This is a genomic window from Candidatus Pelagibacter sp. Uisw_113 (assembly GCF_047717815.1).
Classification (GTDB): domain Bacteria; phylum Pseudomonadota; class Alphaproteobacteria; order Pelagibacterales; family Pelagibacteraceae; genus Pelagibacter.
This window is the reverse complement of the sequence record NZ_CP159809.1, coordinates 1,215,647-1,238,816: the sequence shown is the minus strand read 5'-3', so window position 1 is coordinate 1,238,816 and position 23,170 is coordinate 1,215,647. Positions and strand designations below refer to the sequence as shown.

Sequence of the window (23,170 nt, the reverse complement as noted above, 5' to 3'; positions counted from 1 at the left end):
ATAAACCATGTATGGTAAAAAGGTTAAATTACGATTTACATTTTTAGCTTTAATCTTAGTCTCAGTAATTTTAACAGTTTTTTTAGTTTTACAATCCTTAAAAGAAAATATTGTATATTTCCAGTCACCATCTGAAATAAAGTCTTTAATAGAATTAAATAAAAAAAAAATAAGAGTGGGTGGGATGGTTAAAGAACAATCAGTCTTTATAAATTCTGATGAAATTAATTTTATTATTACTGACTTTAAAAATGAAATTAATGTTGTTTATTCAGGGGCAGTTCCCAATTTATTTGCTGAAGGAAAAGGAGTGGTTGCTGAAGGTTTTTTAAAAGATAAAAATTATTTTACAGCTACTAAAATTTTAGCAAAACATGATGAAAATTATATGCCACCAGAAATTAAAGAAGCCATAGGAGATAAATAAATTGCTAGCTAATCAGATAGGTTATTATTCTTTAATTTTAGGGTTGTTACTTTCGGTATTACTTTGTGGAGTTTCAATTAAAGACGTTAATAATACCAATAAGCAGATTAACCAAAATATATTATCTCTATCATTTCTACAGCTAGTTTTTGTAATTGTGAGTTTTTTGAGTTTGATTATATCTTTTATAAACTCAGATTTTAGTAATGAGACAGTATTTAATAACTCTCACACAACTAAACCATTATTTTATAAAATCTCAGGAACTTGGGGAAACCATGAAGGAAGTTTGTTGCTATGGCTATTAGTATTAACTTTATTCATTTTTCTATTTTTAATTAAATCAAGAGAACAGCCTAAAAAATATAGAATTTTAACTTTATTATTTCAGCAAATAATAATTATTGGTTTTTTCTTATTTGTATTAATGACATCTAATCCTTTTAATTATTTATTTCCAATTCCTAATGAAGGTCTTGGTCTTAATCCAATTTTACAAGATCCGGCTTTAGCAATTCATCCTCCAATTTTATATTTAGGTTATGTTGGGACATCTATAATATTTTCATCATCCCTTGCTGCAGTTACACAAAACTATGTTTCAAAACAATGGGGTCAGCATATTAAAAAATGGGTCTTAGTTTCTTGGATTTTTTTAACTATAGGAATTATGCTCGGATCAATTTGGGCATATTATGAACTAGGATGGGGAGGTTTTTGGTTTTGGGACCCAGTTGAAAATGTTTCTTTAATGCCATGGCTAACATTAACTGCATTGTTACATTGCATTGTAGTGTTAGAAAGAAGAGCAGCACTAACATCTTGGGTAGTTATATTGTCTATTACAACATTCACCTTAAGTATGTGTGGAACTTTTTTAGTAAGGTCTGGAATATTAAATTCTGTACATACATTTGCCAATGATCCTGCAAGAGGTATTTTTATATTAATATTTTTATTTGTACTAATTGTCTTATCGGTAGGAATATTTTTTATATTTCACAAAGAGAATAACAAAAGCTCAAATAATTTCTTTTGGCTTAGTAGAGAAACTTCCATCTTAATAAACAATTGGTTTATGATGTATTTTTTATCTGTTGTTTTAATAGGTACAGTATACCCAATTTTTCTAGACGTAATATCTAGTGAAAAAATATCAGTTGGGCCTCCTTTTTACCAAAAATTAATTGTTCCTTTTTTAATACCATTTCTAATATTTATGTCTCTTGGACCACGACTTAAATGGATCAAATCAAAAATTGAAAATAAGAAATCACTTATTATCACATTTATAATTTCAGTAATGTTAACTTTTTTTATTATTAAAAATTTAACTACAGACTTACTTTTTTATACAGTTTTAATTTCTGCTGCTTTTTTTCTATTCTTTACAACTTTAAAAGAATTATTTATTAAAAGATTTAATAATGTCTCTCAAACTGTCTCACACTTTGGTTTTAGTTTATTAATATTAAGCATTTTGTTTAATAACATTTTATCCTCAGAAATTATAACCAACATAAAAATCGGTGAAAGATATGATTATAATAAAGGTGAAATTTTTTTTAAAAAGATAGAGGAAAGAAAAGAAAATAATTTTAACTCGATCATTGCCTTTTTTGAAATAAAAGACAAAAATGGAAAAACTATAGAATTAAAACCTGAGATTAGAATTTATAATCAGCCTGTAATTATCACTAGTGAGGCAGATATAAGAACAACATTATTAGAGGATAAGTTTTTAGTAATGAACCTTGTAAAGGGTAATGAATATTTTAATATTAGATATCAAATAAAGCCATTTATGGTTTGGATATGGATATCAGTTTTACTATTAAGTTTTGGTGGATTAATGAGTTTATTTAAAAAAAAATATGAAAAATAAGTTTAGCTTATTTATTGTAGCTATTTTTTTAAGTTTTTGTTTTGTTATTTTTTATAAAGGATTAAATACTCCAAATAATTACACTCCCAAGGTTAATGAGAAAAAAAATATACCAACCTTTAAAGCTAAGGACTTTGATTCAGATAATTACATAAATTCAGATAAAATTTTTGAAGAGAACACTTTTTATATTGTAAATATTTGGGCATCCTGGTGTGTACCCTGTAGAACAGAGCATTCTTTGTTAATGCAACTAAGTAAAAATGAATCAATCAAACTAATTGGATTAAATTATAGAGACAATTTTAATAATGCAAAAAAATTTATTGATGACCTTGGCAATCCTTATTCTAGAATTTTAATTGATAAAGATGGAACTTTAGGAGTTGAATTTGGAGCTTATGGAGTTCCAGAAACTTTTTTAATAGATAAAAATAAAGATATAATTAAAAAATTTGTTGGTCCAATCAATCAAGAAATTGTTAATGAAATTAAATTAATTATTAAATGAAAATTTTAAAAGTATTAATAATCCTATTTTTAGTCACAAGCTTTTCTGAATTAAAATCAGATGAAGTAAACGATGTTTTAAAAAATAAAATTTTAAAAAATATTCGTTGTTTAATTTGTCAGGGTCAGTCAGTATACGATTCTGAATCTGAATTCGCCTCTAGTATTAAATTAATTGTTGATAGTAAAATTAATGATGGATTAAAAGAAAAACAAATATACCAATTTTTAAGAGAAAAGTATGGTGATTGGGTTATTTTTGACCCTCAATTAAACAAAAACACTTATGTTTTATGGTTATTACCGTTATTGTTATTTTTATTTGGTGGTGCAATAATATTTAAAAAATTAAATAATCAAAAATAAAACTGTAGTATATTAATCTCAAATGATATTACTTTTTGAAATTATGAGAAAAACTATTTATTTACTGACTTTTTTTACAATGTTTTTTTCACCACTCTTGAGTGAAGAAAAAAATAAAGTTAATAGTGATCACCAATACAATTTTTTTATAGGAAATTTTGATTTTAGTGATGATAAACAGGCAGCCTTACTTTTCGGATTTCAACATCAAAATGAGTCACTAGAAAGAGATACTTTCTTAGGAAATATTTCTCCTATCACAGGGGGGTTTATCACAGAAAATTCTGCAGCTTATATTTATTCAGGAATAGAATGGAATATTAAAATGGGTGCTTTTGACTTTACACCTAGTTTTGCACCAGGCTTATATCACGAAGGTGATGGAAAAGATTTGGGACACATTCTAGAATTTAAAACTGAAATCCAACTTTCATACAGTTTATCAGAAAATACGAACTTTGGTGTTTCTTACAACCATGTATCTAATGCAAGTATAGGGAGCAAAAACCCTGGTGCAAATAGTTACGCATTTAATTTTTTAAAAAGATTTTAGTATATTTCTATGAGTTTAAAAAATTGTCACAACTTTAGTGACTTTAGAAAATTAGCAAAAAAAAAATTACCTTCACCTATTTTTCATTACATTGATGGTGGAGCTGATGATGAGCAGACCTTAAGAAGAAACACCGAATCTTTTAATGACTGTGATTTAATTCCCAATATTCTTGCTAGTGTTGGTAAACCAGATTTATCAACAACTATTTTTGGAAAAAAAATTAATATGCCAATTTTTCTTTCACCAACTGCAATGCAAAGACTTTACCATCATGAAGGTGATAAAGCGTCAGCAAGAGCTGCTGAAAAATTTGGAACTTTTTATAGCATGTCCACTATGGCAAATAATACAATTGAAGAAATTTCTGCAATCTCAAATGGACCAAAATTATTTCAATTATATGTTCATAAAGATCAATCAATTACTGATGACTTAATAGATAGATGTAGGGTGTCAGGTTTTAATGGCATGTGTTTGACAGTTGATACATTGGTCGCTGGAAACAGAGAAAGAGATCACAGAACTGGTTTTACCACTCCTCCAAAATTGACACTTCAAAGCTTAATGAGTTTTGCCATGAGACCTGAATGGGTATTTAATTATTTTACTCATAAAAAGTTTGAACTATCCAATGTTAAAAATAAAACAGATAAAGGAACAAATATTTCGAAATCGGTAATCGAATATATTAATGAACAATATGATCCGGCTATGAATTGGAAGGATGCTGAATACTGTGTAAAAAAATGGAACGGTCCATTTGCTCTTAAAGGCGTAATGTCAGTTGAAGATGCAAAAAGAGCGATAGATATTGGCTGTACAGCAATAATGATTTCAAATCATGGGGGAAGACAATTAGACGGTTCAAGATCACCCTTTGACCAAGTTAATGCAATTAGAGAGGCTGTTGGAGATAAATTAGAGATTATTTTAGATGGTGGTGTAAGACGTGGAACTCATGTTTTAAAAGCTTTAGCAGCTGGTGCAACAGCATGTAGCTTTGGAAAAATGTTTTTGTTTGCTTTAAGTGCTGCGGGTCAACCTGGTGTTGAACGTCTATTGCAAAACATGCATGACGAAATTAATAGAAATATGGTATTAATGGGTTGTAAGACTTTAAAAGAATTAGATGCGTCAAAATTAATTTATAGAAAATAGTTTTTACTTATAAAAATTATATATAAAAAAAATAAATTAAATTATAAAATATTGATATTAGAATTAAATTATTATGAAATTAGCAAAAAATTTACAAAGACTAGGAACTGAATCTGCATTTAGTGTTTTAGCTGAAGCAAAAAAATTAGAAGCACAAGGCAAACCAATGATCCACTTAGGTCTAGGTCAGCCTGATTTTAAGACACCCCAACACGTAGTAGATGCTGCAAAAAAAGCATTAGATGAGGGTCATCATGGATATGTTTTATCAAATGGAATTTTAGAGTGCAGACAAGCTGTTACTAGAAAAATTAAAAAACTTTACAATAAGGATATTGACCCTGAAAGAGTATTGATAATGCCAGGTGGGAAACCAACAATGTATTATGCAATACAATGTTTTGGTGAACTAGGTGCAGAAATTATACACCCAACACCAGCATTCCCAATATATGAATCAATGATTAATTATACAGGCTCAACAGGAGTTCCATATGACTTAACGGAAGATAAAGATTTAAAATTTGATCCAGAAAAAATTCTATCTTTAATTACGGATAAAACTAGATTGCTAATATTAATTAACCCAAACAACCCAACAGGTAGTTTTGTAGAAAAATCTGCAATAGATGTTTTAGCAGAAGGGTTAAAAAAACATCCTCATGTAGCAATCCTTAGTGATGAAATTTATAGTAGACAAATTTATGATGGAAAAGAAATGCCAACATTTTTCAATTATCCTGATTTGCAAGATAGATTAATAGTTTTAGATGGTTGGAGTAAAGCTTACGCCATGACAGGTTGGAGAATGGGGTGGAGTGTGTGGCCAGAAGAATTAATACCACATGTAAACAAACTAATTATTAATAGTGTTTCATGTGTTAATGCTCCGTCACAATTTGCAGGAATTGCAGCTTTGGATGGACCAGACGATGCAATCCATGAAATGATGGTAAAATTTGACCAAAGAAGAAAATTGATTCATGAAGGTCTAAATAGTTTACCAGGTGTGGAATGTAGTTTACCAGGAGGAGCTTTTTATGCATTTCCTAAAGTTATTGGAACAGGAATGAATGGTTCAGAATTTGCAAAAAAATGCATGCATGAAGCAGGAGTGGCAATAGTTCCAGGGACAGCTTTTGGTAAAACTTGCCAAGATTACGTAAGATTTAGCTTTGCAGCGTCCCAAGACAACATATCTAACGCATTGGAAAATATTAAAAAAATGCTAGGCTAAAACTAATGAGTGAATTAGTTCTACCAAAGATTAATAAAGAAACGATTTCTAAAAAAGAATATATTTTTAAAAATCTTGCAAAAATAATAAATTCAGAAAATGTATTAAGTCATGCAGATGAGATTAAGCCGTATGAAACCGATGGACTGTCAGCTTACACGCAAACACCGCTAGCAGTTGTGATGCCAGAAAATACAGAAGAAGTAAGTAATATCTTAAAATTTTGCCATAAAGAAAATATAAAAGTTGTGCCAAGAGGAGCGGGTACAGGCCTTTCAGGTGGAGCATTACCATTAAACGATGCAATTCTATTGAGCCTCGGAAAATTTAATAAAATTATAGAAATTGATTTTGAGAATAAATGTGTAGTAACCCAACCTGGTGTCACAAATTTAGGAATAACTCATGCCGTACAACATAAAAATTTTTATTATGCCCCTGACCCATCAAGCCAAATTGCATGCTCGATAGGAGGTAATGTTGCTGAAAATTCTGGTGGTGTTCATTCTTTAAAATATGGAACAACTACTAATAATATCTTAGGTGTTGAAATTGTTATGATGGATGGAACTATTTGTAGAATCGGTGGAAAAACTCTTGATCAAGAAGGATATGATCTAATGGGATTAATTTGTGGCTCAGAAGGTTTACTAGGAGTAATTACTGAAGTGACAGTTAAAATTTTAAAAAACCCACAAATAGTTAAAGCAGCATTAATAGGCTTTCCAACAATCGAAGAAGGGGGAAATGCAACTTCAGAAATTATTGCTAGCGGAATTGTTCCAGCAGGCATGGAGATAATGGATAAAGTTTTAATAGAGGCGACAGATAACTTTAGTAAAGCAGGCTACCCAAGAGATGCTGAGCTTTTATTAATTGTTGAATTAGATGGAACAGAATCTGAGGTAGATGAATTATTAAAGCAAGTTAGTAGCATTTGTAAAAAAAATAATTGCTCAAGTTTAAAATTAAGCAAAAATGAAAAAGAAAGACTATCATTTTGGGCTGGCAGAAAAGCAGCATTTCCAGCATGTGGAGCTATGGCACCAGATTATTATTGCATGGATGGCTCTATACCAAGAGGAAAACTAACCGAAGCTTTACTAGAAATAAAAAGACTATCTGAAAAGTATGAATTACCAGTAGCAAATTGTTTTCATGCTGGTGATGGAAATTTACACCCACTAATAATGTTTGATGGAAGTGATAAAGAACAACTAAGAAAAACAGAAGAATTTGGTGCTGAAATTTTAAAAGCTTGTGTAAGATTAGGAGGAGTTATTACTGGAGAGCACGGTGTGGGAATAGAAAAAAGAGAACTAATGTGTGAAATGTTTAATAATGATGATATTCAACAACAGTTAGATATCAAATCATCACTAGACGAAAAAAATTTATTAAATCCTGGAAAAGTTTATCCAATATTGAGAAAATGTGCAGAGGAAGGAAGGGTACATGTCCACAGAAATGAAGAAAAATTCCCAGATCTTCCAAGATTCTAATAATACTTATTATCCTGAAGATGAACTGCAAGTTTCAAGAATAGTTAAAGAGCTCTATAAAAAAAACGAACCAACAGAACTAATAGGCACTAATTCAAAAAGTTTTATTGGCAATAAAATTCAGTCAGCAAAAAAATTATCTCTTTCTAAATTATCAGGAATAATAGAATATTTACCAGAAGAACTTTATATTAAAGTTAAAGCAAATACTCCATTAGAGCTGGTTGAAAAAGAATTAGAAAAAAATAATCAAGAGTTAGCCTTTGAGCCAATTGATTTTGGATTTATTGAAGGTGGAAAATCAAACAAAGGAACTATAGCAGGTCATTTAGCCTGTAATTTTGCTGGCTCGAGAAGGTTTAAAGTAGGCAGTATAAGAGATCACATTTTAGGCTTTAGAGGTGTGAATGGAAAAGGTGATATAATCAAATCAGGTGGAACAGTTGTAAAAAATGTTACGGGTTATGATTTGTCAAAACTTGTTACAGGATCTTTTGGAACGTTAGTTGCATTAACTGAAATTACATTAAAAGTTTTACCTAAAAAAAAATTATCTAATACAATTATAATTAATACTGATGATAAAAAATTAGTTAATGAATTATTTGAAAAAATTTCAAGTTCTAGCAGTGAAGTTTCTGGAGCTGTTTATCTTCCTGAAGAGCCACAAGATGAAAGTTACGATCATAACAAAGAAATGGTTTTTAAATTTAATGATTTAGAAAATAAAGGCTCATTTGTAGCATTAAGAATAGATGGAGATAAAATATCAATAGATGAAAAAATAAAAGCTTTAACTGATGAATTAGAACTTAATAAATTAAATACAACTATTTTAGATGTTCATCAATCAACCCCATTTTGGATAAAAATAAATAACCTTGAGTTATTTACACAAACAAAAAATAACCTACTGAGAGTAGTAATACCTCCTTCTCAAGGTAAAAAGCTAATGCAATACTTAGGCAATAAGTATAAATATTATATTGATTGGTGTGGCTCATTATACTGGATAGAAGTTCGGTCTAAGAAAAATATCAAGGTTGGCGAGATTAAAAATTTGATTAAAGAACTTGGTGGGTATTTGACAGTCATAAAGACATCAAATGAGTATGATTATGAAGAGACGATCTTTACCGTAGATGATACAAGACTTTTAATATCAGAAAAAATTAAAAAAAGTTTCGACCCTAAAAGAATTTTTAATCCTGGCAAAATGTATAGAGGAATTTAATGCAAACTGATTTTACAAAGAAACAATTACAAGATAACGACAACGCATCTACTGAAAAAATATTTAAAAAGTGTGTTCATTGTGGTTTTTGTAATGCTACCTGTCCTACCCATCAAATATTTGGCGATGAATTAGATGGACCAAGAGGTAGAATTTATTTAATCAAAGACATGTTGGAAAATCAAAAAAAACCAACAGCAAAGACAGTAAAACATATAGATAGATGCTTATCTTGTTATAGTTGCATGACCACTTGTCCTTCTGGTGTAAACTACATGCATATTATCGATCATGGTAAAAAATATATTGAAAAAAACTACAAAAGATCTTTTTTTGATAGAACAATTAGGAGTTTTTTATCAGTAGTATTACCAAATACAGGATATTTTAAACTGGCTAGCTATATGGTAAAACTCGCAAAACCCTTTCAATTTCTAATGCCATTAAAAATAAAAGACATGATGAGTTTAATGCCTACAAGTTTTCCTAAAAAAACTTTAAAACAAAAAGAAATTTATTCTGTGACTGGTCAAAAGAGGATTGCAAGAGTTGCACTTTTAATTGGATGTGTCCAAAAAGAAATCTCTCCTCAAATAAATGAGTCAACCATCCGTCTTTTGAACAGACACGGTGTTGAAGTAATTGTGCCTAAAAAAATAAGATGCTGCGGATCTTTAAATCATCACTTAGGAAAAGAAGATGACGCACATCAAGATTTTAGAAACAATATTAACACTTGGTATGATGAACATCAAAAAGGTAATTTAGATGCAATTTTATCTAACACATCTGGCTGTGGTACTACAATGAAAGACTATGGGTTTATCTTTAGAGATGATGAGGAAATGAAAAAAAAAGCTAAAGTAATATCTGAATTAACAAAAGATGTTTCAGAATATTTAAGCGAAAGTATAAAATTAAATTTTAAAGCAAAAGAAAAAAAATATAAGATTGCCTATCATTCAGCTTGTTCAATGCAGCATGGACAAAAAGTACACGACCAACCTGTGTCGTTATTAAACAAAACAGAAAATGAAATCATGGAAATTCCAGAGGGACATATTTGTTGTGGATCAGCTGGTACATATAATATTTTACAAACTGAAATTGCCAAAGAATTACTAAGCAAAAAAGTAAAAAATATTGAAAGTTTGAAGCCAGATTTTATTTCAACAGGGAACATAGGTTGTATTACTCAAATTTCTAATGGAACCAAAACTCCAATTTTACATACTATTGAAGTATTAGATTGGTATACTGGTGGTCCAAAACCAAAAATATTACAAAAGAATTAATTATGAAAAAAATTATAATTACGAGAAGATTATTAAAAGCATCTGAGGAAAAAGCTTCAAAAACATTTGATGCAAAACTTAATGATAATGATGAGTTATATTCTCAGTCAAAACTTATTGAATTAAGTGAAGGCCATGATGCAATATTAACTTCTTTAACCGATAAGATGGATGAAGATACTATAAGCAAACTACCTGATAGTATTAAGATAATTTCTAATTTCGCAGTTGGTTTTGGAAATATTGATTTAAAAGTAGCTAAAAAAAGAGGAATAGCAGTAACTAATACACCAGAAGTTTTATCAGATGCTACAGCAGAGATTGGAATTTTATTAATTCTTGGAGCATGCAGAAGAGTTCCAGAGGGTATTCAAGCTGCAAAAGAAAGTAACTGGAAATGGTCAGCAGATTATTTGATAGGAAAACAGTTAACAGGCTCAAGACTTGGAATTTTAGGAATGGGAAGAATAGGACAAAAGATTGCAAAAATAGCAAAATCTTTAGGTATGATTATTCATTATCATAATAGATCAAAACTAACTGAAGAAAAAGAACAGGGAGCTAAATATCACGATAGTATCAAGAGTCTTTTTGGAGCTTCAGATGTATTGTCAATTTGTTGCCCTGCAACAAAAGAAACAGAAAATTTAATTAATAAAGAAACATTAGAATATTTTCCAACAGGTGCTGTTATAACAAATGTAGCTCGTGGAGATATTGTCGATGATGAAGCTTTAATTGATGCACTAAATAGAAGAAAAATTTATGCAGCAGGACTAGATGTTTATAAGGGTGAGCCGAATTTAAATCCTGGTTATCTTAAAATAAAAAGTGCATTTATATTACCCCATCTAGGAAGCTCGACTAAACATACAAGAACAGCAATGGGTAATTTGGCCATAGATAATATTGATGAGTTTTTCAAAACAGGTAATTGTACAAATAAAGTAAACTAGTTTCTTTGTAAGTTTCAATTATGAATAAAGTTATTCTGCCAAAAAAAAAAGCGATAACTATATTTTTAGTATTTGCCCTTGGTTATTATATTTCTAATTTATTAAGAGCAATTACAGCAACTATTTCGCCCAATCTTATATCTGAGTTTAGTTTATCAGCTGGTGATTTGGGACTTTTAGGAGGTGGATATTTTTTAGGTTTTGCTGCAGTTCAAATTCCACTAGGCTATCTATTAGATAACAAAGGTCCAAAAAAAATAGTTTCATATTTTTTACTTATTGCAGTATTAGGCATGATCTCATTTTCTTTATCAGAAAATTTTATCACACTTTTATTATCAAGAATTTTAATTGGAATAGGTGTGGGTGCTTGTTTGATGGGGCCTTTAACTGCTTACAGAATTTGGTATCAAGACGAAACACAACAAAGAGCAAACTCATGGATGTTAATGGTAGGAGCAATTGGAATGCTCTCTTCTAGTTTACCTGTACAATTTTTTTTACCAATAATTGGATGGAGAATGATATTTATCACTTTAGCTCTATTAACTATATTTTGTATTATCTTAATTATTTTTTTTATACCTAATTGGAATAAAACAAACATTCAAAGTAACTCAAAGGATAATGGTTCTTTAAAAGAAATTTGGAATAATAATTTTTTTAAAAGTTTAGTTCCAATGGGATTTTTTAACTATGGTGGATTATTTGCTATTCAGACACTTTGGGCAGGACCATGGATGGTTAAAGTTTCAGGATATACACCTGAGCAAAGTGCAAATGGTCTTTTCATAATTTATTTTTCTCTTTTAATATCATTCCTATCTTGGGGCTATTTAGTTCCAAAAATTTCAAAAAATGTTTCAGATGCAATAAAATTATTGAAGTTCGGTGCGCCGTTAAATTTAATTGTACTAGCTTTTATAATTTATCTTGGGCCCAGAGCAGGGGCATATCATTGGGCTTTTTTTGCAGTAAGCTCTGTCTTTTTATCCTTAACTCAACCAGCGGTAGGAATGGCTTTTTCACTTTCGAATGCAGGAAAGGCACTGACTTCGTTTAATTTACTTCTTTTTATTGGGGCATTCGCACTGCAATGGATTATTGGGGTTATTATTGATTTAACAATGAACTTAGGTTTTTCAGAAATTTCAGGCTTTAGATTTGCTATGATATTTTTTTTATTAACTTCTTTTTTTTCTTACCTATTTTTCTTAATAAAAAATTCTAAAAATTAATTTTAATTTAAGTGTTTGTAAATTGTAGTACGTGAAACACCAAGCTTTCGAGAAACTGCACTAATATTTCTAGTTTCTAAAAAGGCAGATTTAATTAAAATACATCTGTCTTCCTTAAACCTTGATCCTTTGCAGTTATTACATGCATAATTTTTTATTTTTGTTTCTTTAGATATTTTTTTCTTAAAATTTTGACTTTTTATTATAAAAACAGATGAACCTAAATGATCAGAAATTTTCATTATTTTATTTTGTAAAAGTTCATTTGCAATTGAAGAAAATGAAGTTGTAAAAATATTATTAAAACTTTCACTCTTTAACGTTACTAGTCCATGCAACATTATTCTTGCATTTGAATTTGACCCCACAACAAATCCATCACCATTAATTGCAAGTAGACCAACACTATTAGTGCTCAGATATTCTTGACGTGGATGGAATGATAAAATTAATTCATTATCAAACTGATTTAAAAATAATTTTGTTTCAATACTTTTTGTAGCAAGCTTAACCAGCGCCAAGGTGTGCTGTTCTCTTGAATGCACGTCGGTAGAGGCATCTATTATACCAATAGTTTTTCCCTCATAATTTAGTATTGGACTTGCAAAACAAGATAACTTTCCATGTGATTCAAAAAAATGTTCCTTGCCTGAAACTATAGAATCTTTATTGAGAGTAACAACTTGACCCAATCCATTTGTACCTCCAATTTCTTCTCTCCAAATTGAACCTGGTATTACAATTTTTCCAACATCAGTTTTAAAGCAGGTTTTATCATAAATAGTATCCATAACTGATCCACTGCTGTCAGAATATGCCACCATAAAGTTTGTCCCAGCTATTTGTGAATATAGAAGTTCAAGTTCAGGGTTTACCAGTCTTCTAATATAATCATTTTTTTCTTTAAGTTCACCAAGCTCTTTAGAAGTAAGAATTGTTCTCTTTGGATTTTTAAGCGGATCTAGTCCCGTTGAAATACATCTTTTCCAGCTATCAGATATATCTTTATCAATCAAAGAAGGTAAAAAGCCTCTTCTTTTAGTAAGATCAGAGAATTCTTTTTCAACAGAAGTTAAATTTGTCATTCTTTATTTTAAGACATTATTAAAAATGAACAACCAACCAAGAGTTGTATTTTGTTAACTTTATGGACACTTTTTTGCGCAGTTGACTCTCTGCTTTCCTCAATATTGGATAGGGTTTGTTATTAAAAAAATTAACAAACTAAAAAATAGAGAGAAATTATGAAGGCACAAGTTTTACATAAATATAATCCAAAAATGGATGAAAAAGTTTGGGTTACAGAGCAAGAAATGCCAGATCCAAAATTAGAAAAATCATCAGATGTTATTGTCAAAATTGGTGCAGCTGGAGTTTGTAGAACTGACCTACATATTATTGAAGGTGTTTGGGAACACATTCAAGATCCTAACGGAGATTTGTTACCTATGGTTATGGGTCATGAAAATGCTGGATGGGTTGAAGAAGTAGGTAAAGATGTTGTAGGATTTAAAAAAGGTGATCCTGTTATTTTGCACCCAATTATTTCAGGAACTGATGGAACTTGTTTAAGCTGCCGTAGAGGTTTAGATCAGCATGCTGAAGAGGGAGCATTTCCAGGTTTGAATATTAAAGAAGGTGGGTATGCGGAATTACTTAAAACAAGTGTTCGTAACTTAATTAAACTGCCTACTATATTGGCACCAAAAGATGTTGCGCCTTTTTCTGATGCAGGACTAACCGCTTATAGAGTTGTTAAAAAAGCTACTAGACATTTATTACCAGGTCAGACCTGTGTAATTATTGGAGCTGGTGGACTTGGCCATATTGCAATTCAATGTTTAAAAGCAATGTGTGCTGCAAATATTATTATTGTTGAAAAATCTGCTGAAGCATTAAAACATGCAATGTCACTTGGTGGTGATGAGGGAGTTTTAATTGATGGCAATGAAGTTGAAAGAGTTCTAGAGCTTACCAAGGGTAAAGGTGGTGAGGCTGTAATTGATTTTGTAGGTGAAAAAGGATCAACTGCAATGGGTATCAAAATGACAGCAGGTAGTGGATATTATTATATCGTTGGTTATGGCGAAGAAATCAGAGTTCTAGCTGTCGATGTAATTATTTCAGAAAAAACAATAGTTGGAAATTTAGTAGGAACGTGGTCTGAGTTATATGAGCTGATGGAGTTAGCTAACAAAGGGTTAGTTACACTATCTATGCAAGAGTATAAATTAGGCGATGCTAATAAAGCGCTTCATGATCTTAACGAAGGTAAAGTTAAGGGAAGAGCCGTTTTAGTTCCATAATAATAAATAAAGAGAGGGATAAATGAAAATAATAAAAACTTGCTTAAGTGCTATGATATCAGGAATTCTGATATTTAGCCCAGCTTATGCAGATAAGTGGAGCGATCAATTTCCACATATCAAAGCAACAGGAGATATTTCTGGTGACTGTTCTTATGAAGAAATTTCAAAAAAGAACTACAAAGGAAAAACTCTAAAAATAAATACGCACGCAGTTCCAGTAATTGGACAGCCTACAGCTCTTCATGCGGAACAGTTTGCTAAATTAACAGGAGCAACAGTAGATGTAACACATACGCCAGCTGGTGATTTGTATGCAAAAGCTATGGTTCCTTTTAAAGCTGGTCAATCTCCGTACGATATCGTATTTGGATTTTCTAACTTTATAAACGACTGGAGACAATACTTAGCACCAGTTCCAAAGAAATACTTGAATACAAAAGAGATGAAAGATGTAACGAAATCTCATGTAGGTGTTTCTTCTTGGGATGGAACTATGTATCAATATCCAGTTGATGGAGACAGGCATTATTTAAAATACAGAAAAGATGTAATTGATAATCCTGAGATGCAAAAAAAATACAAAGAAGCAACTGGTAAAGAGCTAAAAGTTCCTACGACTTGGAAAGAGTATGGAGAAATGGCTAAATTCTTTAATGGTTGGGACTGGGATGGAGATGGAGAAAAAGAATACGGTTCAGCTGAAGTTATGAAAAAAGATGACTTAATGTTCGCAGCTTTTTTTAGTAGATCAGTAGCTTACGCTAAAAATCCTAGCACTCCAGGTGGTTTCTTTTTTGATTTAGAAACTATGAAACCAAATGTTAATAATCCAGGGTTTGTTGAAGCTTTAACTGACTGGGTAGAGGCTACTAAGTATGTTCCTCCAGGAGGAATTAACTTTGGACTAGGTGATGAAATTGGATCATTTGGTGGTGGACAAACTCTATTTAGTTTTTCATGGGATGATGCTTTTATTGCAGCGATGCAAGACGACAGTCCTATTAAAAATAAAGTAGGTACAGCTCCTCTTCCAGGTGCAGATAAAGTTTGGAATAGAGTATCTGGCAAATGGGATAACAAATACAACCAAGCACCGTACATCGTATGGGGTTGGGCAGTAGGTGTTGCTAAGAAAAGTAAAGTACAAGAGATGGCGTTTGATTATCTATGTTTCTTTTCTAACGGAGCAAACCACCAAGCTGACTTAGCTATTGGTAACTTTGGTGTTAATCCATTTAAAAACTCTGATTTTGATCCAAATCTTTATATAGATACAATGGGTTGGGATGCAGATATTGCAAAATCATACACTAAGACGCTTAAAGATATGGAAAAAAGTAAGAATAGAGTTTTCCCTTTAAGAGTTCGTGGTGTGTTTGAATTCACTAGTGCAGTTGCAACTGGAACTTCTAAGGCTTTAGCTGGTCAGCTATCTCCTCAAGAAGCTTTGGATGAAGTTGCTAAAGAGTGGGAAGCAATTGTCAAAAGAGTTGGTAAATCAGCAGTACAAGAAGACTACGCTGTTGGTGTCAAAATGGAAGACAACAAGTTATAAAAATAACTTTATGTGGCCACTTTTAATTAGTGGCCACATATATTACACTTAAAATTCAATTACATGAACTTTAAACATAAATACGTTTTTTTATTTCCAGGTTTATTTGTTCTTATAGGTATCTTAATTTTTCCAATAATATTTGTAGTTCGTTTAAGTTTATCAGGTTGGAATAGTTACAATGGTTTAAACTTTATAGGTCTCGAAAATTATGTCAGATTATTTACTGATGATCCACGATTCTGGGAGTCGTTTATTAGATTAAGTTTTTTGTCAGTTACAACTGTTGTTCTGCAATATGTAATTGGCTTTACACTGGCTCATATGGTTTGGAAGGAAATTAAGTTTCAAAGATTTTTTAGAGTATTATTTTTAATACCCATGATGACCACCCCAGTTATTATGACTGTTATTTGGAGAACTTTTTTTCATGAGTCACTAGGTCCTGTTAATGATCTTTTACAAATTTTTGATATTGCACCGAAATGGCTTACTGATCCTACTTTAGCTAAAGTTACAGTTATTATTGTTGAAGTTTGGCAGTGGACACCTTTTATGTTTTTACTATTACTAGCTGGTCTTTTATCACTTCCTAAAGAACCTTTTTTAGCAGCTGCAATTGATGGAGCAAGTCCAATTAGAAAATTTATTTACGTAACATTTCCATTAATGGCACCAATATCTATTGGAGCAATTATCATAAGACTAATTGAAGCTTCAAAAATAATGGATACTGTTTATGTCTTAACCTCAGGTGGTCCAGGAACCTCAACTGAGACATCAAGTTTTTATATCTTCATTAAAGGATTGAGAGAATTTCAAATGGGTTATGCTGCTTCAATGTCATTCACTTATTTAATAATAATGATCATAAGTTTAACAGTTATTGCAAAAGTATTAACCAAACTATTACTCAAAGATTAAATATGGGAAAATTATATACATTCTTAAAATATTTTTTTATTACAGTTTGGACTGTTTTTGTTGTGGCACCTTTTCTTTGGGCGCTTACAACTTCTTTTAAAGATTTTAATTCAGTAAATGGAGGTGTAACCTACATCCCGTGGGTTGATTTTGAACCAAACTTAGAAGGTTGGAGAGTTTTAATTAAATCTCCAGCACAAGGAGGAGTAGACATTGTTGAACCTTATTTTAATAGTTTGTTTGTAACATGCACTGCAAGTTTAGTTAGTATTATACTTGGAACCTTATCTGCTTATGCTCTTTCTAGATATACATTCAAAGCTGGTCCTATAAAGAATAATGACATTACATTTTTCTTCATTTCTCAAAGAATTATGCCACCAATTGTTTTATCCATACCTTTCTTTTTATTTCTTGGTGCGGTTAATTTATTGGACAGTCTATTTGGACTAATAGTTGTTTATATTGTTTTGTTAATGCCAATAGCAGTTTGGATTATGGTTGATTTTTTTAATAAAGTTCCAAGAGAGATAGATGAAACGGCATTGATAGATGGATGTAATCCTTACCAGGCATTTTATAAAGTTGTATTACCAAATTCAATACCAGGATTAATTGTTGCTGGAATGTTTTGTATTATATTTGGATGGATTGATTTCTTTTTTGCTTTTATTTTAACCTTTACTGAAGTGCAGTTACTTCCTGTAAAAATTGTAGCTTTAAACTCTTCAATAACACCATGGTGGAGTTTATCAGCCTCAGCACTAGTTTCTGTTGCACCATTAATTGTTGTTGCATTTATTGTTGAGAGATATTTATCAAAAGGAAATCTATCAGGAGCAATTAAATAATGAATTTAGTTGGTGAAAACTTATCGTATAAATTAACTGAAGAACTTCAGTTAAGAAAAATCTCTTTTAATTTTGAAAAAGGTAAATTATATACAATTTTGGGAAGAACACTTTCTGGGAAAACCACTTTATTAAAAACAATAGCAGGGCTACTTATGCCAGATAGTGGATCGATTAGATTTGAAGATAAGAATTTTTTAGAGATACCTGTGTGGAAAAGAAATATTGCCATGGTTTATCAGCAATTCATTAACTACCCTCACTTAAATGTTTTTGAAAATATAGCTTTTCCTCTAAAACAAAGAGGTTTAGACCCTCAAAAAATTAATGATGAGGTTTTTAAATCTTTAAAATTAGTAGGGCTAGAGGGTTATGAAAAAAGAAAAATCCAAGAATTATCAGGCGGCCAACAACAAAGGGTTTCAGTTGCAAGGTCACTTGTAAAAAATGCAAAGATATTACTACTTGATGAGCCACTAGTTAATTTGGACTACAAGTTAAGAGAGCAGTTAAGAGAAGAGTTTAAAAATATATTTGTTAATGGTTTATCAAAGGAAAGTATTGTAATTTTTTCCACAACGGATCCCAGGGAAGCAATGGAACTTAATGGTGAAGTCATTGTTCTTGATGAAGGTAGAGTGCTGCAAGTAGGAGCAGCAAAAGAAATATTTGAAAACCCCAAAGATTTAAAGGTTGCTGCTATTTCAAATGACCCACCTATGAATATTTTGAAAGCTGACTTAGGTTCTAATAAAATAAAATTTGAAGATATTGAAATAGATATTCCAAATCATTTATCTAAATTAACAAATAAGAATTTTAATTTTGGTATAAGAGCATCCGATATTGAATTGAATGATGATGGCTTTGAATTTGAAGTGGAGCTGGCAGAAATTAGTGGTTCAGAAACTTTACTACACCTTACAAGGGGAAATTTAAAAATTATAACTAGTATAGAGGAAGTGATGGATTTTAAAATTCGTGATAAAGTTAAAATTAACTTTAAATCTAATAAAGCTTATGCATTCGATGAAGTTGGAAATTTAGCTTCATCACCATTTAGAGGTGGTAATGTCTAAAATTAATTTAAATAAAATATCTCACTCATATAATCCAAATGATCCTAATCCGACTTATGCATTAAACCCATTCTCGATGGTTTGGGAAGATGGAAAAAGATACGCAATTTTAGGACCATCTGGGTGTGGAAAAACAACGATGTTAAATATTGTGTCAGGTTTAGTAAGACCCTCATCAGGAAAAATACTATTTGATGAAAAAGATGTTACGGACCTTAAAACTGAGAGTAGAAATATTGCACAAGTTTTTCAATTTCCAGTTATCTATAGCACCATGACAGTGTATGATAATTTAGCTTTCCCTTTGAGATGCAGAAATTTTTCTCAAGAAATAGTGGAAGAAAGGGTTAATTCTGTGGCTGAAACGTTAAATTTAAAGTCTTTCTTAAAATTACCAGCTAGAAAACTCACTGCTGATCAAAAACAATTGATTTCACTTGGTAGAGGGCTTGTAAGAGAAGATGTTGCTGCAGTACTAATGGATGAGCCATTAACAGTTATAGACCCTGATTTAAAATTTAAATTAAGAAGAAATCTCAAGGAAATAAATGAGAAATATAAAACAACCCTTGTTTATGTAACTCACGATCAAAATGAAGCGATGACTTTTGCAGATAATATAATAGTTATGAGTGAAGGTGAGGTGGTTCAAACAGGAACTCCCAAAGAATTATTTGAAAGACCAAAAACCACTTTTGTTGGATATTTTATAGGATCTCCTGCGATGAATTTATTTGAATCAGAAACTTCGTCAAATAATAGTGTTAAAATTAATGATACTTTGATTAAAACAAGTACAGATTTATCAAAATTAAAAAATAATAAAGTTAAATTAGGCATAAGATCTGAATTCATAAAGATAGCTGAAAATCAAAAAGAGAATGTTATTAGTGTTGATGTAGAAAAGGTAGAAGACCTTGGAAATTATAAACTATTAACTGCTAAGATGGGTAACCTTACAATTAAGTCTAAAATAAATAGAGAAACTGAAGTTCCATCAGAAAAGGTAAACCTTTATATTCCTCCAGAGAAATGTTGCGTGTATGAAGATGAAAAATTAATATAGATTGATTTAAAAACTGGAAATTGTAAAAATAAAGTAAATTAATACAATCACAGCTCAGCAAAAAGATTAGATTATTTTAAAACTTAAAGATTATAAATCTGGAAAATTAAACCACCTGCAGATGACAATGATTGCTCAAATGATATCAGATGAAGATATAGAAAATGTTGCAGAGTGGTATTCTAGAATAAAGATTAAAATTTTTGACCCTAACTTAGAGATATCCAAGCAAAATTAACCCATTTTTTTAGCATAATTTTTTTCCGTATTAATTAAGGGCATGTAAGGATATTATTTCATATGAAGTTTTTACATTCAAATAGACTTAAAAAGATTGTAATCAAAAATTTTAAATATGCTGCCAAAAAGTATTAATATTGAGAGTGTAAAAAGAGAGAAAAGAATTCTTAAGAGGCTAAACCTAGAAAAACTTCCTTTTGAAGCATCAATGGATCAATTTTGTGGCAGGTACATTGAGATGATGGCCGATCTTAAAGAAAGCTTTATGTTTGAAGCTGACAAACCTGGCATGCGATGGTGTTTATCTACAATAAAAAGATTTAAAGTTTTTTTATTAATATTTGAAGCAAACGAACTTGGAGTTGAAGTCTATAAAGAAAGTATATCCAATAAATTACCTGAATATTCTTACAAAACAATTGCTCAAATTGTTAATGAGGGATTAGAAAAAGGATTTTTTATTAAAATGCCAGCACGTATTGAAAAAAAACATGATCTAAAAATTAGAAACATTAGGCCTTCCGAAGATCTCACGGTTGAATTTATAAACTCGAATATAGATATGATATCTTCGTTAATGAAATTTTTAGGAAAACAAAAATAATATTTTTATATTAAAAGGTCAGCTTCTAAACTGACCCAATAACATTTTAAAGGGTCAATGTTTTTGTATAAAAAAAAATTGACTTTAAAAACTTGAATTATTTACGGTAATTTTTCCAGTTAAATATTAGGAAAATAATCTTTGAATAAACCAATAAAAGCCAATAGATGCAATAATCATTGAAATTGGTTTAGTAACTCTATTTCGGTACCATAATTTTTTTTGGAATAATAGTGCAATTAAAATATATGACAAAATAATTATACTGATTTGACCAAGCTCAACTCCAACATTAAAAGAAATTAAACTTGAAATAAATAGGTTTGTTGAAATTCCAATTTCATTCAAAACTCCTGCAAAACCCAAACCATGAAGTAGACCAAAAATAAAAATTATATAGGGTCTTGTTCTTCTTATACTTTCAGTAAACAAATTTTCAATTGCTATAAAGCAAATAGATAGAGCAATGATTGGTTCAACAATAATTGCTGGAATTGTTATTATTTTTAGTGCACCCAAGAACAAAGTAATTGTGTGGGCTAAAGTAAAAATTGAAACTTGTAAAACTAAAGGCCTCAGTTTTGGAGATAAAAGAAATAACGCTAGTACAAATAAAATGTGATCCAAACCTTTTGGTATAATGTGCTTAAATCCTAGCAAGGTATATTCTTTAACATTTTGAAAAAGTCCCACCTCTATTTTATTCTTTATACTAAACCATTTAGATTGTTTACCCCCCTCAATCATTTCAGTATAGAGAGGTTCATTATGAATTGAATTAATACGTAAAATAATTGATCCTAAATTTTTATCCCAATAAAATTTAAATCGTTCTTCTTTAATATTTTGAATATCAAAAGTAACAATAGTGTCTCTAATTATGTCAGTATTACCCACTTCTGGTATGACTACGCTTATCAAGGTTAAGTTTAAATTTGAAATATTGGATGTTAGATTAATTTTATTATTAAAATTTTTGATCTTAGTGTTAAATTGATGCAGTAAAACTGCTGGGTTCATTCTTCTTAAATCCTTATATTCTTCAGATTTTTCAGAATTTTTTGTATTAGAATGTTTTGTTTCTATGCCTGCAATAATAGCTTCTAAATTTAATTGGATTGATAGATTTGCGTTTGTGATATTATCTTCCTCATAAATATTAAGATTTGCAATTGCTGGACGCAGTTCGTGAGCATAAGATGATTTAATAAAGAATAGTATGAATATAAATATCTTAAAAAATATCAATTTATTAAAGCAGGTTCTATATTTATTTGTAATCATATTTTTAGTAATTTTTTTAAAAATTAAAGTGTATGCTCATGAGCTATGGCTTGAACCAATTAATTTTAATTTTAATAACAAGGAATTATTTAAAACTAATATTAATATTGGTCAAGATTTTATGGGTTCTCCTTTTGGGTTTTATAGTCCAAATAAAAAAAGCCTATATTTAGAAAATAGAAATAAAGTAACACAATTATCACAGAGAGATGGAGATTTTCCAGCAATTCAAATGTTAATTTCAGAGCAAGGATTTCATGTTTTAAACTATGAAACTAATAATGAATTCTTAAAGTATGACTCTGTTGAAAAGTTTGAAGATTTTGTAAAAGAACAGGGCCTTCAAAGCACTATAGATAAGTTTGATAGAAATAAAATTCCTACAGAAAATTATAGAAGGTTTGCAAAAGTATTAATTACTGATGGAAATAAAGGTTTTTTTATTCAAAAATCAAAATTAGATTTTGAAATTATTGCCTTGAGCACACCTTACGGACTTAAGAATAGTTTTTTTGAATTTCAACTTTTTGAAAAAAATAAGCCATTAGGAAACTGGCAAATTACTATTTTTAGTAAAGATGAAAATAATACTTATAAAGAAAAGATCAAAACCAATTCAAATGGAGTGGGAAAAATAAGAACTATTGAAAATAGAACTTATTTATTAAGTGCCGTTAAGCTAAATAAAGCAAATTATTTCCAAAAATTTAAATTCAAATCAGATTGGTTTAGTCTATGGGCAAGCCTAGTAATAAAAAAATAAGATATTTTAATACACTTTTTGGTTGTGTGTATCTTTGTCCTTAGCTAAATCTTATATACAAATAGGTCTATTTGGCACAACTTGGGGCTAACTATTCCGTAGACACCTACAACTAACTGTGGGTAATATAA

At 30.2% G+C, this 23,170-nt stretch carries 23 protein-coding genes; 21 read left to right on the top strand and 2 right to left on the bottom strand.

Annotated features, from left to right (window positions below; genetic code table 11):
- Positions 1–7 precede the first annotated feature (7 nt).
- The 12 genes from ccmE to ABXT39_RS06580 all read left to right on the top strand — a co-directional run bounded on the left by ccmE (position 8) and on the right by ABXT39_RS06580 (position 12,364).
- Positions 8–427, top strand: a complete 420-nt coding sequence (gene ccmE / locus ABXT39_RS06635) for a cytochrome c maturation protein CcmE (protein WP_415294936.1) — start codon at positions 8–10, stop codon at positions 425–427.
- A gap of 1 nt (position 428) precedes the next feature.
- Positions 429–2,312, top strand: a complete 1,884-nt coding sequence (locus ABXT39_RS06630) for a heme lyase CcmF/NrfE family subunit (protein ID WP_415294935.1) — start codon at positions 429–431, stop codon at positions 2,310–2,312.
- Complete coding sequence (locus ABXT39_RS06625; RefSeq protein ID WP_415294934.1) at positions 2,302–2,823, top strand: DsbE family thiol:disulfide interchange protein; 522 nt, start codon at positions 2,302–2,304, stop codon at positions 2,821–2,823. Before ABXT39_RS06630 ends, ABXT39_RS06625 begins: the two co-directional genes overlap by 11 nt.
- Entirely contained in the window at positions 2,820–3,188 is a 369-nt protein-coding gene (locus tag ABXT39_RS06620) for a cytochrome c-type biogenesis protein CcmH (protein WP_415294933.1), read from the top strand. Before ABXT39_RS06625 ends, ABXT39_RS06620 begins: the two co-directional genes overlap by 4 nt.
- 22 nt (positions 3,189–3,210) lie before the next feature.
- Positions 3,211–3,741 (top strand): acyloxyacyl hydrolase, encoded by a 531-nt coding sequence (locus ABXT39_RS06615; protein ID WP_415294932.1) that lies wholly within the window; start codon positions 3,211–3,213, stop codon positions 3,739–3,741.
- A 9-nt stretch (positions 3,742–3,750) separates the two neighbouring features.
- Complete coding sequence (locus ABXT39_RS06610) at positions 3,751–4,902, top strand: alpha-hydroxy acid oxidase (protein WP_415294931.1); 1,152 nt, start codon at positions 3,751–3,753, stop codon at positions 4,900–4,902.
- Between the two features lie 73 nt (positions 4,903–4,975).
- The gene (locus ABXT39_RS06605) at positions 4,976–6,139 is read left to right on the top strand and encodes a pyridoxal phosphate-dependent aminotransferase (protein ID WP_415294930.1); all 1,164 of its coding nucleotides are present in this window, start codon (positions 4,976–4,978) and stop codon (positions 6,137–6,139) included.
- 5 nt (positions 6,140–6,144) lie between these two features.
- A complete protein-coding gene (locus ABXT39_RS06600; RefSeq protein WP_415294929.1) occupies positions 6,145–7,641 on the top strand; it encodes an FAD-linked oxidase C-terminal domain-containing protein in 1,497 nt (498 codons plus the stop codon).
- Positions 7,607–8,875: an FAD-binding protein gene (locus ABXT39_RS06595; protein WP_415294928.1), complete on the top strand. Its 1,269-nt coding sequence runs from the start codon at positions 7,607–7,609 to the stop codon at positions 8,873–8,875. Before ABXT39_RS06600 ends, ABXT39_RS06595 begins: the two co-directional genes overlap by 35 nt.
- Positions 8,875–10,170 (top strand): glycolate oxidase subunit GlcF, encoded by a 1,296-nt coding sequence (gene glcF / locus ABXT39_RS06590; protein ID WP_415294927.1) that lies wholly within the window; start codon positions 8,875–8,877, stop codon positions 10,168–10,170. Before ABXT39_RS06595 ends, glcF begins: the two co-directional genes overlap by 1 nt.
- Positions 10,171–10,172: 2 nt before the next feature.
- Positions 10,173–11,126 carry a 2-hydroxyacid dehydrogenase gene (locus ABXT39_RS06585; protein WP_415294926.1) on the top strand — a complete coding sequence of 318 codons (954 nt, stop codon included), beginning with the start codon at positions 10,173–10,175 and terminating at the stop codon, positions 11,124–11,126.
- A gap of 20 nt (positions 11,127–11,146) precedes the next feature.
- Positions 11,147–12,364, top strand: coding sequence for an MFS transporter (locus tag ABXT39_RS06580; RefSeq protein WP_415294925.1), 1,218 nt, complete (start codon positions 11,147–11,149; stop codon positions 12,362–12,364).
- A 2-nt stretch (positions 12,365–12,366) separates the two neighbouring features.
- Here ABXT39_RS06580 and ABXT39_RS06575 read toward each other — a convergent pair whose 3' ends face one another.
- Complete coding sequence (locus ABXT39_RS06575; protein WP_415294924.1) at positions 12,367–13,449, bottom strand: GAF domain-containing protein; 1,083 nt, start codon at positions 13,447–13,449, stop codon at positions 12,367–12,369.
- A 159-nt stretch (positions 13,450–13,608) separates the two neighbouring features.
- On the opposite strand from ABXT39_RS06575, the gene ABXT39_RS06570 reads away from it, so the two are divergent.
- The 8 genes from ABXT39_RS06570 to ABXT39_RS06535 all read left to right on the top strand — a co-directional run bounded on the left by ABXT39_RS06570 (position 13,609) and on the right by ABXT39_RS06535 (position 20,992).
- Entirely contained in the window at positions 13,609–14,670 is a 1,062-nt protein-coding gene (locus ABXT39_RS06570; protein ID WP_415294923.1) for an NAD(P)-dependent alcohol dehydrogenase, read from the top strand.
- A gap of 22 nt (positions 14,671–14,692) precedes the next feature.
- Positions 14,693–16,228 (top strand): ABC transporter substrate-binding protein, encoded by a 1,536-nt coding sequence (locus tag ABXT39_RS06565; RefSeq protein ID WP_415294922.1) that lies wholly within the window; start codon positions 14,693–14,695, stop codon positions 16,226–16,228.
- Between the two features lie 63 nt (positions 16,229–16,291).
- Positions 16,292–17,152, top strand: a complete 861-nt coding sequence (locus ABXT39_RS06560; protein ID WP_415290426.1) for a carbohydrate ABC transporter permease — start codon at positions 16,292–16,294, stop codon at positions 17,150–17,152.
- A gap of 2 nt (positions 17,153–17,154) precedes the next feature.
- Complete coding sequence (locus ABXT39_RS06555; RefSeq protein ID WP_415290424.1) at positions 17,155–18,003, top strand: carbohydrate ABC transporter permease; 849 nt, start codon at positions 17,155–17,157, stop codon at positions 18,001–18,003.
- Positions 18,003–19,082 (top strand): ABC transporter ATP-binding protein, encoded by a 1,080-nt coding sequence (locus ABXT39_RS06550; RefSeq protein ID WP_415294921.1) that lies wholly within the window; start codon positions 18,003–18,005, stop codon positions 19,080–19,082. The genes ABXT39_RS06555 and ABXT39_RS06550 overlap by 1 nt, the downstream gene beginning before the upstream one ends.
- Positions 19,075–20,148, top strand: coding sequence for an ABC transporter ATP-binding protein (locus tag ABXT39_RS06545; protein ID WP_415294920.1), 1,074 nt, complete (start codon positions 19,075–19,077; stop codon positions 20,146–20,148). The genes ABXT39_RS06550 and ABXT39_RS06545 overlap by 8 nt, the downstream gene beginning before the upstream one ends.
- Before the next feature lie 121 nt (positions 20,149–20,269).
- Complete coding sequence (locus tag ABXT39_RS06540) at positions 20,270–20,386, top strand: c-type cytochrome (protein ID WP_415294919.1); 117 nt, start codon at positions 20,270–20,272, stop codon at positions 20,384–20,386.
- Positions 20,387–20,503: 117 nt separating this feature from the next.
- Positions 20,504–20,992, top strand: coding sequence for a hypothetical protein (locus ABXT39_RS06535; protein ID WP_415294918.1), 489 nt, complete (start codon positions 20,504–20,506; stop codon positions 20,990–20,992).
- A 126-nt stretch (positions 20,993–21,118) separates the two neighbouring features.
- Here ABXT39_RS06535 and ABXT39_RS06530 read toward each other — a convergent pair whose 3' ends face one another.
- Complete coding sequence (locus tag ABXT39_RS06530) at positions 21,119–22,240, bottom strand: HupE/UreJ family protein (protein WP_415294917.1); 1,122 nt, start codon at positions 22,238–22,240, stop codon at positions 21,119–21,121.
- Here ABXT39_RS06530 and ABXT39_RS06525 point away from each other — a divergent pair.
- Positions 22,212–23,039 carry a DUF4198 domain-containing protein gene (locus ABXT39_RS06525; protein ID WP_415294916.1) on the top strand — a complete coding sequence of 276 codons (828 nt, stop codon included), beginning with the start codon at positions 22,212–22,214 and terminating at the stop codon, positions 23,037–23,039. The two genes, ABXT39_RS06530 and ABXT39_RS06525, sit on opposite strands and share 29 nt — an antisense overlap.
- The last annotated feature ends 131 nt before the right edge of the window (positions 23,040–23,170 follow it).